This is a genomic window from Cupriavidus phytohabitans (genome assembly GCF_017815025.1).
Taxonomy (GTDB): Bacteria; Pseudomonadota; Gammaproteobacteria; order Burkholderiales; family Burkholderiaceae; genus Cupriavidus.
The window spans coordinates 41,505-56,452 of the sequence record NZ_JAGIQB010000025.1 but is presented as its reverse complement, the minus strand read 5'-3'; the positions used below and the strand labels follow the sequence as shown (position 1 = coordinate 56,452).

At 68.0% G+C, this 14,948-nt stretch carries 13 protein-coding genes; 6 read left to right on the top strand and 7 right to left on the bottom strand.

Going from position 1 to position 14,948, the window contains the following annotated elements; genetic code table 11:
• Window positions 1-62: 62 nt before the first annotated feature.
• The 5 genes from rodA to J8I34_RS18305 all read right to left on the bottom strand — a co-directional run bounded on the left by rodA (window position 63) and on the right by J8I34_RS18305 (window position 6,261).
• Window positions 63-1,205, bottom strand: coding sequence for a rod shape-determining protein RodA (gene rodA / locus J8I34_RS18325; RefSeq protein ID WP_029047789.1), 1,143 nt, complete (start codon window positions 1,203-1,205; stop codon window positions 63-65).
• 11 nt (window positions 1,206-1,216) lie between these two features.
• On the bottom strand, window positions 1,217-3,505 hold the full coding sequence (mrdA, locus tag J8I34_RS18320; protein ID WP_029047790.1) for a penicillin-binding protein 2: 2,289 nt from the start codon (window positions 3,503-3,505) through the stop codon (window positions 1,217-1,219).
• Between the two features lie 47 nt (window positions 3,506-3,552).
• Window positions 3,553-4,065, bottom strand: a complete 513-nt coding sequence (gene mreD / locus J8I34_RS18315; protein WP_029047791.1) for a rod shape-determining protein MreD — start codon at window positions 4,063-4,065, stop codon at window positions 3,553-3,555.
• Window positions 4,062-5,021 carry a rod shape-determining protein MreC gene (mreC, locus tag J8I34_RS18310; RefSeq protein ID WP_209775902.1) on the bottom strand — a complete coding sequence of 320 codons (960 nt, stop codon included), beginning with the start codon at window positions 5,019-5,021 and terminating at the stop codon, window positions 4,062-4,064. The genes mreD and mreC overlap by 4 nt, the downstream gene beginning before the upstream one ends.
• A gap of 196 nt (window positions 5,022-5,217) precedes the next feature.
• Window positions 5,218-6,261: a rod shape-determining protein gene (locus J8I34_RS18305; protein ID WP_008648066.1), complete on the bottom strand. Its 1,044-nt coding sequence runs from the start codon at window positions 6,259-6,261 to the stop codon at window positions 5,218-5,220.
• A 625-nt stretch (window positions 6,262-6,886) separates the two neighbouring features.
• Between J8I34_RS18305 and gatC the strand changes: the two genes are divergently transcribed.
• The 5 genes from gatC to gatB all read left to right on the top strand — a co-directional run bounded on the left by gatC (window position 6,887) and on the right by gatB (window position 11,953).
• On the top strand, window positions 6,887-7,186 hold the full coding sequence (gene gatC / locus J8I34_RS18300) for an Asp-tRNA(Asn)/Glu-tRNA(Gln) amidotransferase subunit GatC (RefSeq protein ID WP_029047793.1): 300 nt from the start codon (window positions 6,887-6,889) through the stop codon (window positions 7,184-7,186).
• A 103-nt stretch (window positions 7,187-7,289) separates the two neighbouring features.
• The gene (gene gatA / locus J8I34_RS18295) at window positions 7,290-8,795 is read left to right on the top strand and encodes an Asp-tRNA(Asn)/Glu-tRNA(Gln) amidotransferase subunit GatA (protein WP_029047794.1); all 1,506 of its coding nucleotides are present in this window, start codon (window positions 7,290-7,292) and stop codon (window positions 8,793-8,795) included.
• 2 nt (window positions 8,796-8,797) lie between these two features.
• Complete coding sequence (locus J8I34_RS18290; protein ID WP_029047795.1) at window positions 8,798-9,256, top strand: hypothetical protein; 459 nt, start codon at window positions 8,798-8,800, stop codon at window positions 9,254-9,256.
• A gap of 23 nt (window positions 9,257-9,279) precedes the next feature.
• On the top strand, window positions 9,280-10,398 hold the full coding sequence (locus tag J8I34_RS18285) for a dienelactone hydrolase family protein (protein ID WP_029047796.1): 1,119 nt from the start codon (window positions 9,280-9,282) through the stop codon (window positions 10,396-10,398).
• Window positions 10,399-10,495: 97 nt separating this feature from the next.
• The gene (gatB, locus tag J8I34_RS18280; protein ID WP_029047797.1) at window positions 10,496-11,953 is read left to right on the top strand and encodes an Asp-tRNA(Asn)/Glu-tRNA(Gln) amidotransferase subunit GatB; all 1,458 of its coding nucleotides are present in this window, start codon (window positions 10,496-10,498) and stop codon (window positions 11,951-11,953) included.
• 97 nt (window positions 11,954-12,050) lie between these two features.
• Here the strand turns inward: gatB and J8I34_RS18275 are convergent, their stop codons facing one another.
• Window positions 12,051-12,752 carry a tetratricopeptide repeat protein gene (locus J8I34_RS18275; RefSeq protein ID WP_029047798.1) on the bottom strand — a complete coding sequence of 234 codons (702 nt, stop codon included), beginning with the start codon at window positions 12,750-12,752 and terminating at the stop codon, window positions 12,051-12,053.
• Window positions 12,753-12,899: 147 nt separating this feature from the next.
• Window positions 12,900-13,871, bottom strand: a complete 972-nt coding sequence (locus J8I34_RS18270; RefSeq protein WP_029047799.1) for a magnesium and cobalt transport protein CorA — start codon at window positions 13,869-13,871, stop codon at window positions 12,900-12,902.
• Window positions 13,872-14,113: 242 nt separating this feature from the next.
• On the opposite strand from J8I34_RS18270, the gene minC reads away from it, so the two are divergent.
• A complete protein-coding gene (gene minC / locus J8I34_RS18265) occupies window positions 14,114-14,944 on the top strand; it encodes a septum site-determining protein MinC (protein WP_029047800.1) in 831 nt (276 codons plus the stop codon).
• Window positions 14,945-14,948: the final 4 nt, after the last annotated feature.

The window sequence follows — 14,948 nt, the reverse complement described above, 5'->3', positions numbered from 1 at the left end:
GAGGAAAATTGGGTGGCAGTTTAGCAAAGGGGCGTCGGTTCCCTTTTTCCGTGCCGCCCGCGCTACGTCTGGATCAACCGTTTCTGCCGCGAAATGCTCAGCAAGATGCCGATGCCCGCCCCCAGCGTCACCAGCGCCGTCCCGCCATAGCTCATCAGCGGCAGCGGCACGCCCACCACCGGCAGGATCCCGCTGACCATGCCCATGTTGACGAAGGCATAGGTAAAGAAAATCAGCGTGATCGACCCCGCCAACAGCCGCGAGAACAGCGTCGGCGCGTTGGCGGCGATGAACAGCCCGCGGAATATCAGCAGCAAGTAAAGCACCAGCAGCAGCGCATTGCCGATCAGGCCGAACTCCTCGGAGTAGACCGCGAAGATGAAGTCGGTGTGCTTCTCGGGGATGAATTCGAGGTGGGTCTGCGTGCCCTTCAGGAAGCCCTTGCCCTCCACCCCGCCCGAGCCGATCGCGATGATCGACTGGATGGTGTGGAAGCCCTTGCCGAGCGGGTCGCTGGTCGGGTCGAGCAGCGTGCACACGCGGTGCTGCTGGTAGTCGTGCAGCACCGGCCAGTTCACGCCCGGCGCGCATATGTCGTTCTGGAACGTGATCAGCAATGTAATTGCCACCACCAGCAGCCCCATCAGCGGCAGGATCAGCTTCCACGACAGTCCGGCGAAGTAGATCACGTACAGGCCCGCCGCCATCACCAGCAGCGCGGTGCCCAGGTCGGGCTGCTTGGCGATCAGGCCGACCGGGATCAGCAGCAGCCCCAGCGCGACAATGAAGTCGAACCACCTGATCACGCCCTCGCGCTTCTGGAAGTACCACGCCAGCATCAGCGGCATCGAGATCTTCATGATCTCCGACGGCTGGATCACCATGCCGACATAGAGCCAGCGGCGCGCGCCCTTGCGGATCAGGCCAAACATCGCCACCGCGATCAGCAGCGCCACGCCGATCGTGTAGATCGGCACCGCCACCCGCATCAGCGTCTGCGTGGGCAGGTAGGCAATCACGAACATCACCACGTAAGACAGCAGGATGTTGCGCAGCTGGTCTTCGACGCGGCCCGGCATGTCGATGGCGGCCGAGTACAGCGCGACGATGCCGGTGGCGAACAGCAGAAAGACGATCAGTGAAAGCGGTTTGTCAAAACCGGTCAGCGCGGTCTTGATCAGGGACATGACGCGGCGGCGATCCATGCGCGTCTCCTTCAGCGGGTGGCGTCGGCACCGCTGGCCGCCTTGGCGGACACGGGCTTGACGCGAGGTTTGGGCGCGGGCGCCCTGGCGGGCTGCACGGCGGGGGCGGAGGCCGGCTGCGGCGCGGGCTTGCTGTGGCCAAGGGCCTGCAGCATGCGCTGGTCCAGCGTCTCGACGGCCGAGGCTGGTGCGATTGCCTCCGCGTTCAGCGCGGCGGCGATGGCTTCCGGCGTCACCGGCTGCGCGCCGGAGGCCGCGGCCACGGCGCTGGCGGCGGCGCCGGAGGACATCACCGTGGCACTGGCGATGCTGGCGGTCTGGCCGGTGGTGAACACGCTCGGCGTATCCACGGGCGGGCGGCCGGCCACGCGCTCGCTGGCCGGCGGCGCCATTGCCTCCAGTTCGGCCGGCCACTTGCCGGTCAGGTAATAGTCCATCAGCTTGCGCGCGATCGGCGCGGCCACCGCGGCGCCGAAGCCGGCGTTCTCGACGATCAGCGCGATCGCGATCTTCGGCTGGCCCGCCGGCGCGAACGCGGTATACAGCGAGTGGTCGCGCTTGTGCTCGGCCAGCGCGTGGTGGTTGTACTTCTCGCCCTTGGACAGGCTGTAGGTCTGCGCCGTGCCGGTCTTGCCGGCCGACTCATACGAGGCGCCGGCGAATACGCGCGCCGCCGTGCCTGAGTGCGTCACCGCAACCATGGCGCGCTTGATCACGTCGATGTCGGCCTGCTTGAACGGGATCGTGTAGCTTTCCTTGGGCACCGTCAGCGTGCGCTTGCGCGTGACCGCGTCTTCGACCGCCTTGACCAGGTGAGGCTTCATCACCTTGCCGTTGTTGACGATCACCGAGGTGGCCTGCGCCAGCTGCAGGATGGTGAAGCTGTTGTAGCCCTGGCCGATGCCCAGCGAGATGGTCTCGCCGTCATACCATTTCTGCTGCTCGGGCTTGCGGTAGGCCTTGCGCTTCCAGTCGGTCGACGGCAGGATGCCGCGGCTTTCGCCCTCGATATCGATGCCGGTGATCTGGCCGAAGCCCAGCGGCTTCATGAAGTCATGGATGCCGTTGACGCCCATGTCGCGCGCCAGCGCGTAGTAGTAGGTGTCGCACGAATGCACGATCGAGCTGTGCATGTCGACCCAGCCGTGGCCGCCCGGCTTGTCGTCGCGGAAGGTGTGGTTGCCCAGCGTGAAGAAGCCCGGATCCGACATGCCCCAGTTTGCGGTGCGCTTGCCGGTGCTCAGCGCCGCCAGCGCCATGAACGGCTTGTAGGTCGAGCCTGGCGGATAGGTGCCACGCAGCGGGCGGTTCAGCAGCGGCTTGTCGGGCGAGCCGTTGAGTTCGTTCCAGGTATTGGTGTCGATGCCCTCGACGAACAGGTTGGGATCGAAGGTCGGCTTGGAAACGAACGCCAGGATGTCGCCGGTGGTCGGCTCGATCGCCACCAGCGCGCCGCGGCGGTCGCCGTAGAGCGCCTCGGCCAGCTGCTGCAGGCGGATATCGAGCGACAGGATCAGGTTGTTGCCCGGCGTGGCGGGCGAGGTCGAAAGCGTGCGGATCGGGCGCCCGCCGGCGCTGACTTCCACTTCCTCGAAGCCGGTCAGGCCATGCAGCTCGGTCTCGTAGCTCTGCTCCAGGCCGATCTTGCCGATGTAGTTGGTGCCCTTGTAGTTGTCGGCGTCCCTGCGCGGATCGTATTTGGCGCTGTCGGCATCGTTGGCCTCGTCCATGGCCTCGATCCGCTCCTGGTCGCGCTGCGAGATGCGCCCCAGGTAGCCGATCACGTGCGAGGCTGACTCGCCCAGCGGGTACTGGCGGAACAGCCGCGCGCGCACGTCCACGCCGGGGAAGCGGAAACGCTGCGCGGAGAAGCGCGCCACTTCCGCATCGGTCAGCTGGCTGCGGATCGGCAGGCTTTCAAAGCTGCGCGACTCTTCCATCAGCCGCTTGAAGCGGCGCCGGTCGCGCGGCTGGATCTCCACCAGCCCCGACAGGCCCTCGATGGTGTTGTCCAGCGTATCGGTCAGCTTGGACGGCGTGATCTCCAGCGTGTACGCCGAATAATTGCGCGCCAGCACGATGCCGTTGCGGTCCATGATGATGCCGCGGTTGGGCTCGATCGGCGCCACCGAGATGCGGTTGTCCTCCGCCTTGGCCGAGTACTGGTCATGCTTGTACCACTGCAGCCACAGGAAGCGCGAGAACAGCAGGCCAAAGCAGATCACCGTGAACAGGGCCGCGGCCGCCACGCGGATGCGGAAGCGGCCGATTTCCAGTTCGACGTTGCGGATTTCGGTCATGGTACTGCGCGGGGCCTGTTAGGGATGAGTGGCGTCAAATCCGGGCGTCAGATCGGACGCGTCTCGTCGACATCGCTCGAACGGCGCTGCGGCGCCAGCAGCAGGCTGGTCGCCAGCGGCCACAGCAGCGCCTCGATCGCCGGCGCGAGCAGCAGCGGCCAGCCCGGCAGCGGCGCGCCCATCGCCAGGCGGATCAGCACCGGCACCGCGTGCGCGATGAACAGCAGCGGCAGCACGTGCAGCGCCTGCGTATAGACCGTGAACCACAGCACGCGGCGGTGGATGGTGATGGCAAAGTAGGCCAGCAGCGTATAGGCCAGCGCATGCTCGCCCAGCAGGCGCGCATCGTGCACGTCCATCAGCAGGCCCAGCGCAAAGGCCACGCCCATGCCCACCTTGCGCGGCTGGTGGATGTTCCAGAACACCAGCACCAGCGCCACCATGTCGGGGATCCACAGCGTGTCGCCCCACGGCATCAGGTTGAACAGGAATGCCAGCACGAAGCTGAGCGCGATAAACGCGGGATTGACGGGCCGCAGCAGGTATTGGGGATTGGTCACCGTTGACCCTCCTTGGCATCCCTGGCCGCCGCGGCGCTGGCCGCGGCCGCGCGTGCCGCGGCGGACTTGGCGCCCTTGGCCGGCGCGTCGGGCTTGGCCTCGACCGATTCGCGCGGCGGGATGGCGGAGTCATAGCGCACCACCAGCAGCTGACGGTGCGCGCGCACGCCGGCCACCGGCTCGCAGTAGATGCGCGAGAACGCGGTGTCGGCCTTGCGCTCGATTTGGACGATCTTCGCCACCGGCAGCCCCGGCGGATAGATGCCGTCCAGCCCCGATGTCACCAGCAGGTCGCCCTGCTGCAGATCGGCGGCGGCGGCCATGAAGCGCAGGTCCAGCTGGCCCGCGCGCGCGCCGCCGAAGGCCACGCTGCGCAGGCCGTTGCGCACCACCTGCACGGGAATCGCCTGGTCCTTGTCGGTCAGCAGCGTCACTTCGGACTGGAACGGCGACACCCGCGTGACCTGGCCCACCACGCCGCGCTCGTCGATCACCGGGTAGCCGGCGCGCATGCCTTGCTGGCTGCCCTTGTCGATCACGATGCGCTGGCTGTAGGGGTCGCGTGCGTCATAGAGGATCTCGGCCGCCGTCACCGGCGTGGCCGATTGCCGGGCCAGCCCCAGCAGCTTGCGCAGCTGGTTGTTCTCGGCCTCCAGCTGTGCCTGGCGCACCGAGGCCTCGGCCTGCTGCACCGCGATCTGGCGCAGCTCGCGGTTCTCGGAGGCGAGTATCGCCGACGACTGCGCGTAGTCGAACGCGGTGCGCAGCGCGTCGCGCGGCACCAGCACCAGGCGCTCGACCGGCATCAGCACGGTGGCGGCCACCTGCCGGCCCACGCTGAGCGCATTGAAACGGGCGTCGACCACCAGCAGCGCCAGCGCGATGCCCACGTAGAGCACCAGCCTGGCGACAGCGGAGGAGCCTTGCTTGAAGAGCGGCGGAGGAGAGTAATCCATTTACCCGAACGCAGGCCGGTGCACGCATGCGAATGCCGCAAACACCGCGCCGCCCGCGGTGCCGCGCCCGGCGGGGGCACGGCGCCGCAGGGCGGCGGGCGTTGCCGGGGCGATCCCCCGGCCGATGCGGCGCCGCGACACCGCCCTGATCCAACGATCCGGCAGCCCGCGCATCGCCACGTGCAGTTCCTGGTGCTTACTCGTAGGAGAAGATGCTGCCCAGCTTGTCCATGCGCTCCAGCGCCATGCCGGAGCCGCGCACCACGCAGGTCAGCGGGTCTTCGGCGACCAGCACCGGCAGGCCGGTTTCCTCGGCCAGCAGGCGATCCAGGTCGCGCAGCAGCGCGCCGCCGCCGGTCAGCATCATGCCGCGCTCGGCGATGTCGGCGCCCAGTTCCGGCGGGGTCTGTTCCAGCGCGATCTTCACCGCCGACACGATCTGGTTCAGCGGATCGGTCAGGGCTTCCAGGATTTCATTGGACGAAACGGTAAAGGCGCGCGGGATGCCCTCGGACAGGTTGCGGCCCTTGACTTCCATCTCGCGGACTTCGGAGCCCGGGAAGGCCGAGCCGATTTCCTTCTTGATCGCTTCGGCGGTCTGCTCGCCGATCAGCATGCCGTAGTTGCGGCGGATGTAGTTGACGATGGCCTCGTCGAACTTGTCGCCGCCGACGCGCACCGAACCCTTGTAGACCATGCCGCCCAGCGAGATGATGCCCACCTCGGTGGTGCCGCCGCCGATGTCCACCACCATCGAGCCCGACGGCTCCGACACCGGCAGGCCGGCGCCGATCGCGGCCGACATCGGCTCCTCGATCAGGTACACCTGGCTGGCACCGGCGCCCAGGGCCGATTCACGGATGGCGCGACGCTCGACCTGGGTCGAGCCGCACGGCACGCAGATGATGATCCGCGGGCTCGGGCGCAGCAGTTTGCTGTCGTGCACCATCTTGATGAATTGCTTGAGCATCTGCTCGGTGACGGTGAAGTCGGCGATCACGCCGTCCTTCATCGGACGGATCGCTTCGATGTTGCCCGGCACCTTGCCCAGCATCTGCTTGGCTTCCTTGCCCACCGCCGTGATCGTCTTCTTGGCGTTGGGACCGCCTTCCTGGCGGATCGCGACGACCGAGGGCTCGTCCAGCACGATGCCCTTGTCGCGCATGTAGATCAGCGTGTTGGCGGTGCCGAGGTCGATCGCCAGGTCGTTGGAGAAGTAGCTGCGGAGAAATCCGAACATCAGGAATCCTGTCTGTGATGGTGTTCGCGGGTAGGCGAAGCGGCCGGCGCCGCGGGCGGCCCGGCCACGAAGTACTTGGGTGTTGAATACGGAACGGTTCTCGGCTTCCCGGCCCGCCCACGCTCCGGCGCGGGGTGCCCGGCCGGGGTGCTGGATTGGAGTCGGGGTCGGCGCCGCCGCCGGCATGCCGCGCGGGCCAGCCCTACGGGAACCTTTGATTAGGCCTCGCGAAAAAGTTCGCGACAATGCGCACGAAAATGTGCAGGCACCGGCGCGTCAGGACCCGTTGAATTCGGGCTGTCGTGGCCGGTGGCAAAGGCCTAATCAGAGGACCCAGGTTCGCCCTTCGGGCACCTTCGGCCGCCAGGCACGGCGGGCCAGCCGGGGAGCGGCCTGCGGCAAAGTGACGAAGGCGTTGCCAAAGGTCGGGAGCACGCAATGATACCTTATAATTCCTGCTGCTTCGGGCGTTTACGGCCTGAAAAACCCTGTAATTCCGACGACTCCGTTGCGCCGTTGCAGCGCTCCGGAGACGCCTTGGCCGACCGCGCGACGTCACCGCCGCACGGCCGGCCGCCGGCCGCTGCCGGCACCTTCCGCATCCGAGCATCCGAACCACCACGCCATGGCCCTCGACCTATCCGACGTCAAGCGCATCGCCCACCTGGCCCGCATCGAAACCAGCGATGCCGAGGCCGAACAGACGCTTGCGCAGCTGAACAACTTTTTCTCGCTGGTCGAGCAGATGCAGGCGGTCGACACCACCGGCATCGAACCGCTGGCGCACCCGCTGTCGGCCGTACGCGACATGGTGCAGCGCCTGCGCGACGACGCGGTCACCGAGAACGACCGCCGCGACGATTACCAGCGTCCCGCCCCGGCCACCGAGAACGGGCTGTACCTGGTGCCCAAGGTCATCGAGTGACCTGCGCCGGCCGCGCGCCTTGCCGAACCTGGCGAATCTCGCAGAACCTTGCCGCCCCGGCCGCCCCAGCCAGTACGCCACCCCGAATGCCAACCCGACTGTCATGCCCTTTTCCGCTGATTCCGTGACCTCCCTGCGCCAGCTCGCCGACGCCCTGGCCGCGCGCACCGTCTCCGCCGAGGAACTCGCGCGCGAGTACCTGTCCCGCATCGAGCAGGCCGCCGCGCTCAACGCCTTTATCCACGTCGACCCCGAGCGCACCCTGGCGCAGGCGCGCGCCGCCGACGAGCGCCGCGCGCGCGGCGAAGCCGCGCCGCTGACCGGCGTGCCGGTCGCGCACAAGGACGTGTTCGTCACCCGCGGCTGGCGCGCCACCGCCGGCTCGAAGATGCTGGACAGCTACGAAAGCCCGTTTGACGCCACCGTGGTCGAGCGCATGGCCGCCGCCGGCATGGTCACGCTGGGCAAGACCAACATGGACGAATTCGCGATGGGCTCGTCCAACGAGAACTCGCATTTCGGGCCGGTGCGCAATCCCTGGGACACCAGCCGCGTGCCCGGCGGTTCGTCGGGCGGCTCGGCCGCGGCCGTCGCCGCGGGCCTGGCGCCCGCCGCCACCGGCACCGACACCGGCGGCTCGATCCGCCAGCCGGCGTCGTTCTCGGGCATCACCGGCATCAAGCCGACCTACGGCCGCGTGTCGCGCTACGGCATGATCGCGTTCGCCTCGTCGCTGGACCAGGGCGGCCCGATGGCGCACTCGGCCGAGGACTGCGCGCTGCTGCTCAACGCCATGGCCGGCTTCGACCCGAAGGACTCGACCAGCATCCCGCCGGAGCAAGGCGGCGTGGAGGAGGACTACACCCGCCTGCTGGGCCAGCCGCGCGCCGGCGCCAGCGCCGAGCGCCCGCTGGCGGGCCTGCGCATCGGCCTGCCGAAGGAGTACTTCGGCAAGGGCCTGTCGGCAGACGTCGAGCAGGCCGTGCGCGCCGCGCTGGCCGAGTATGAAAAGCTGGGCGCCACGCTGGTCGAGGTGACGCTGCCCAAGACCGAGCTGTCGATCCCGGTGTACTACGTGATCGCGCCGGCGGAGGCTTCGTCGAACCTGTCGCGCTTCGACGGCGTGCGCTACGGCCACCGCGCCGCCGAGTACCGCGACCTGCTCGACATGTACAAGAAGACCCGTGCCGAAGGCTTCGGCGCCGAGGTCAAGCGCCGCATCATGGTCGGCACGTACGTGCTGTCGCATGGCTACTACGACGCCTACTACCTGCAGGCGCAGAAGATCCGCCGCATCATCGCCGACGACTTCCAGCGCGCCTTCGCCCAGTGTGACGTGATCATGGGTCCGGTGGCGCCGACGGTGGCCTGGAAGCTGGGCGAGAAGTCCTCGGACCCGGTGCAGATGTACCTGGCCGATATCTTCACGCTGTCGACCAGCCTGGCCGGCCTGCCCGGCATGAGCGTGCCGTGCGGCTTCGGCGATGGCAACATGCCGGTCGGCCTGCAACTGATCGGCAACTACTTCGACGAAGCGCGCCTGCTGCAGACCGCGCATGCGTTCCAGCAGGCGACCGACTGGCACCTGCGCCGCCCCGCCAAGGCCTGACCATGACCCCGACCTTCCTCCGGCTGCTCGCCGCCCTGGTATTCGCCACGCTGGTGGCGGGCTGCATCCAGCTGCCGATCATCGGCAAGCCCACGCCCATCGCCAGCCGCGACATCGACCTGGCCGGCGACTGCCGCCGCACCGAGGAAGACGGCTTCCGCGAGGATGCCCAGTTGCGCGTTTCCGACAACACCGTGCAGCAGCTCTCGTGGAAACTGTGGGTGGGCCGGCGCGGCTCGTGCACCTTCAACCTGGCCGACTTCCGCCAGGTCCAGAAGAGGCCGCATATCGAGCTGCGCGCCAACGACGGCAGCGGCTGCAAGCTGATGGTCTGGCAGGACCCGCGCCGCGTCACGCTGGCGCATGCCAACTGCCAGCAGCGCTGCACGGCCGGCATCTACGAACAGGCCTGGCCCGTGATGTTCGAGCCCGGCAGCGGCGGCTGCGCCGCCACGCGCTGATACCCGCTGATATCGCCACCGCCATGCCGCGCACACCCGCCTTCCGGCCCCGACCCGACACCGCAAGCGCCGTCCGCGCCGCGCGCCGCACTGCGGCAGCGGTGCTGGCGTTCGGCCTGGTTGCATGGTCGGGCGGCGCCGCGGCGCATACACCCGACCTGCCGGCGCCGGCGCTGGTGCAGCCGCCGCTGCTGTCGCCGGCCGGCGCGCTGGCGCCCGGCACGGTGACGCGCCAGGGAGCCGCGCCGGCAACGGCAGCCCCGAGCTCAGCTCCTGTGCCCGCGCAACGCGTGCTGCTGCGCGGCGACGCGGCCACGCCGGCGCTGACCGCCTACTGGTTCGTGCCGCGCGAAGGCGCCTCGCCACGTGCGCTGCCGGTGGTGGTAGCGCTGCATGGCTGCGGCGGCCTGCTGTCCCCGCACGAGCCCATGACCACCGTGGCCGCAGATTACGGCGCCGACGCGTCGGCGCTGCTGCAGCAACGCTACCGCGAATACGCCCAGTGGCTGACCGCGCGCGGCTACGCGGTGCTGATGCCGGACAGCTTCAGCGCCCGTGGCAAGCCTCACGGCACCTGCACCGAGCCGATCGACAACCGCGGCATCGACGACCGCACGCGCCGCGCCGATGCGCTGGCAGCATTGCGCTGGCTGGGCACCCAGCCGGGCGTCGACCCCGCGCGCATCGTGCTGCTGGGCTGGTCCAACGGCGCGCAGGCGGTGCTGGCCACCGTCGACGCCAGCCGTCCGTGGCCGACGGGCACGCCGCAAGTGGAGCGCGCCGTCGCGTTCTACCCCGGCTGCAAGCGCGCGGTGCGCCAGCACGATTACCGGCTGCGCGCGCCCGTGCTGCTGATGATCGGCGGCGCCGACGACTGGACGCCCGCCACGCGCTGCGCCATGCTGCAGTCCGCCGTGCTGGCGCGCCAGCCCAACGCGCGCTTCCGGCTGGAGATCTACCCCGGCGCCCATCACGGCTTTGACGGCACCAGCGAGCTGCACGTCCGCCGCGACGTGCCCGCGAGCAGCAACAGCGCCGGCGGCGTACGCAAGGCGCGCGCGGTTACCGTCGGCGGCGACGCGGTCGCGCGCGCCGCGGCGCTTGCGCAACTCGATTCCTGGCTTGCCAGCCCCGAGCCCTGAGGGCCACAGCCGGACAGACGCCAGACAGACCGAACCCGGGGCGGCCCGCCGCCCCGCCGCAACAGACAGAACGAAAGAACCGAACAGGAATACCGCCATGCAATGGGAAGTGGTGATCGGCCTCGAAACGCACGCGCAGCTTTCGACGGCCTCCAAGATTTTCTCCGGCACCTCGACCGCCTTCGGGGCCGAGGCCAACACGCAAGCCTCGCCGGTGGACCTGGCGCTGCCCGGCGTGCTGCCGGTGCTCAACAAGGGCGCGGTCGAGCGCGCGATCCAGTTCGGCCTGGCAATCGGCGCCACCATCGCGCCGCGCAGCGTCTTCGCGCGCAAGAATTACTTCTACCCTGACCTGCCCAAGGGCTACCAGATCAGCCAGTACGAGATCCCGGTGGTCCAGGGCGGCACCATCACCATCCAGGTCGAAGGCAAGAAGGGCGAATTCTACGAAAAGACCGTCAACCTGACGCGCGCGCACCTGGAAGAAGACGCGGGCAAGTCGCTGCACGAGGACTTTGCCGGCATGACCGGGATCGACCTCAACCGCGCCGGCACGCCGCTGCTCGAGATCGTCACCGAGCCCGACATGCGCAGCGCCGCCGAAGCGGTGGCCTACGCCAAGGCGCTGCATTCGCTGGTAGTGTGGCTGGGCATCTGCGACGGCAACATGCAGGAAGGCAGCTTCCGCTGCGACGCCAACGTATCGGTGCGCCCGTACGGGCAGAAGGAATTCGGCACCCGCCGCGAGATCAAGAACCTGAACTCGTTCCGCTTCCTGCAGCAGGCCATCGAATACGAAGTGCAGTGGCAGATCGCCGAGATCGAGGACGGCCGCAAGATCCAGCAGGCCACCGTGCTGTTCGATCCGGACACCGGCGAAACCCGCGCGATGCGCACCAAGGAAGACGCGCACGACTACCGCTACTTCCCGGATCCGGACCTGATGCCGCTGGAGATCGAACCGGCCTGGATCGAGCGCGTGCGCGATGCCCTGCCCGAGCTGCCGGCCGCGATGCAGGCGCGCTTCGTGTCGCAATACGGCCTGTCAGCGTATGACGCGACCACGCTGACCTCGACCAAGGCATTTGCCGCCTACTACGAGGCCGTGGTTGCCGATGCCGGCACCGCCAACGCCAAGCCCGCCGCCAACTGGCTGATGGGCGACGTGGCGTCGCAGCTGAACCGCGAAGGCATCGCCATCGACGACGCACCGGTCAAGCCGGCGCAGCTGGCCAGGCTGCTGGCGCGCATCGCGGACGGCACGGTATCGAACAACACCGCCAAGAAGGACGTGTTCCCGGCCATGTGGGCGGGCGAGCACGACGGCGATGCCGACGCCATCATCGCCGCCAAGGGCCTGAAGCAGATGTCGGACAGCGGCGAGCTGGAAAAGATCATCGACGACGTGCTGGCGGCCAATGCCAAGTCGGTGGAGGAATTCCGCTCGGGCAAGGAAAAGGCGTTCAACGCGCTGGTCGGCCAGGCGATGAAGGCGACCAAGGGCAAGGCGAATCCGGCGCAGGTGAACGAGCTGCTGAGGAAGAAACTGGGCTGAGAGGCCGCACCTAACCCGATTGTTTGCTCCCTCTCCCGCTTGCGGGAGAGGGAGCCGGCCTTCAGTCAATGAAGGTTTGCGTACTCCGACGCGCCCTTCACATCCCCGCCCTCCCCCTCACCGTCTCCTCCAGCAGCGACCGCAACTTCGCCAGCGCCCCCGGATCTCCGTGTGCCGCCGAGCGCGCGTACCAGATCTTCGCCTGCTCGATATCCCGGTCCACCACGCCAGGCTCGCCGTGCTCATAGAAGCTGCCGACGATGTACTGCGCGCCACCATCCCCCGCACTCGCCGCGCGCCGGTACCACGCAAACGCCTGCGCATAGTCGCGCGGCAAGCCACGCCCGGTGAAGTAATTCGTCGCCAGCTCCATCTGCGCCTGCACGTGCCCGCCTTGCGCCGCGCGCTCATACCAGCGGTTCGCCTCTTCCAGCGATTTCGGCACCAGCTCGCCGCGCTCGTAAAGATCGCCCCAGGTGTATTGCGCATGCGTCATGCCATTGTCGGCCGCCTTGCGCAGCCACACTAATGCCTCTTGTGGCCGCGCGGCAGTGCCCTCGCCACGCAGCAGCATCATCGCGTAGTTGAATTGCGCAAGGCGGTTGCCCTGGCGCGCGGCGCTGGAGAAGCCCTGCAAGGCCTCGTCGAAGCGGCCCAACTCATAGGCGGCAACAGCGTCGCGGGTCTGCGCCTGCGCGGGAGCGGGCGGCTGGGGTGCGGCGGCAGCCGGCGGCAGGCACAGCCATGCGCAGAGGATGCCGGCCAGCACGGCGGCATGCGGGGAACGGGCTTTCGACATGGCGGACTCCGGGCGCGGCGCCTACTTTGCTCCAGTGTAGGAGTCAGCGAAGGCGCCCGGTAGGCCACCAGCTTATCGATACGAATAATCAACCACCATAAAAACATGGATTAATCATTCTTCGCATCGATAAATCATCTGCAAGGATCATATCCATCCCGCGCGGTGCAGCCGGCGCCACAGCAGTCCGCACGCCACCGCCGTCACGCCGATCACCGCCGGATAGGCATAGTGGAATTTCAGCTCCGGCATGAAATTGAAGTTCATCCCGTACAGGCTGAACACGACCGTGGGGATCGCCAGGATTGCACCCCAGCCGGCAAGCCGCTTGACCACCTCGTTCTGGCCCACCGTCACCAGCGCCAGGTTGACCTGCACCGCGGTGGTCAGCATTTCGCGGACCACGTCGAGCGTGCGCACCAGCCGGCTGGCGTGGTCCTCGATGTCGCGAAAGTAAGCGCGCAATTCGCGTGGCACCAGTTGCTCATGCAGCCGGATCAGCTGGCCGCACATGTCCTCTACGGGGCTGACCGCATTGCGCAGGCGCAGCACCTGGCGCTTGACCCGGTACAGGTGCTCGATCGCCCCGCGATCGAACTCGTCGTGGAAGATGCCCTGCTCAAGGTCCTCCAGCGTGTCTTCCAGCCGCGTGACGATCGGCATGTAATGGTCGACCACGAAGTCCATCAGCGCATACAGCACGTAGCCGGGTCCGTTGGACAGGCCCTGCGGATCGCTTTCGCAGCGCTCGCGCACCGGGGTGTAGGCGCTGCTCGCGCCGTGGCGCACCGAGACCACGTAGTTGGGACCGACGAACAGGTGCGTCTCGCCGACCACCACTTCGTCTTCGACCAGCTGCGCCGTGTTGAGCACGACGAAGACCGAATCGCCATAGGCCTCGAGCTTGGGCCGCTGGTGCGCATCGAGCGCGTCTTCCACCGCGAGGTCGTGCAGGCCGAAGGCGAGCTGCACCTGGCGCAGCAGTATCAGGTCGGGCTCATGCAGCCCGAGCCAGACAAAAGTGCCGGGCACGCCAAGCACCGAGGGAATCTCTTCCATGCCGACCGTGCCGAGCCGCTTGCCCTGCCGGTAGGCCACGCAATTGACGATGGCGCCCATGGAACCTCCGCTATCAGATGGCGCAATCGTAACAAGGCTTTGCAAATTGCTACGGCGGCGCGTGCCGGTGCTGCGTGTCACCCATCACTCGGGATTTGATTCGCGAGCCGCCTGAGGCACAACGCGGGCGCGGATGGAACGCACAGGGCACCCATCTCTCTCCGATCTCACGTATCGCGCCAATTGTTACAGTTAGCGAGTAAGAGAACGTTAGAATGTGGCATTTCCACGGTCACCCGGCTATGTCCCAGAAGAAATCGCCACGCTTCGAGCTGCGCAGTGGCAACGTCGACGCCCTCCTTCTCGCCCTCCAGACCGCCGACATGGCTGCGCTGCGGGATGACCTCCTCTCCCGGTTCGAAGCCACTCCCGATTTCTTCTCCAATGACGTGATCGCACTGGACCTGCGCGCGCTCGAGGACGATAGCGAAGTCGCGCTCGGCACGGTGATCGAGACTCTTGCCACGCTCAAGGCACGCGCCATCGGCGTGGTGGCCCGCGCGGGCCAGCGCGAATGGGCCGAGCGCTTCGGCCTGCCGCTGCTCGACAGCCAGAGCCGCCGCGGCAGCGGGGCCGGCGCCGACCGTGCCGCCGAGGCCAAGGCCGCTGCCGAGGCGGAACAGGCTGCCGCACAAGCCGCCGCACAGGCCGCGGCCGAGCAGGCCGCGCGCGAAGAAGCCGCCCGCGCCGCCGCCCAGGCCACCACCGATGCCGCGGTCGCCGCCGCAGTGCGCCAGCACCAGACCCTGCTGATCGACAAGCCGCTGCGCTCGGGCCAGCAGGTCTACGCGCACGGCGACGTGGTGATCCTCGACGTGGTCAGCTATGGCGCCGAGGTCATCGCCGAAGGCAACATCCATATCTATGCCCCGCTGCGCGGCCGCGCGCTGGCGGGAGTCAAGGGCAACACCGCCGCGCGCATCTTCAGCACGTGCATGGAGCCCGAGCTCATTTCCATCGCCGGCATCTACCGCACCGCGGAGCAGACGCTCCCGGCCGATGTGCTCGGCAAGACGGCCCAGGTACGCCTGGCCGAAGAAAAACTGATCCTCGAGGCGCTGCGGCTCAAGTAACCGC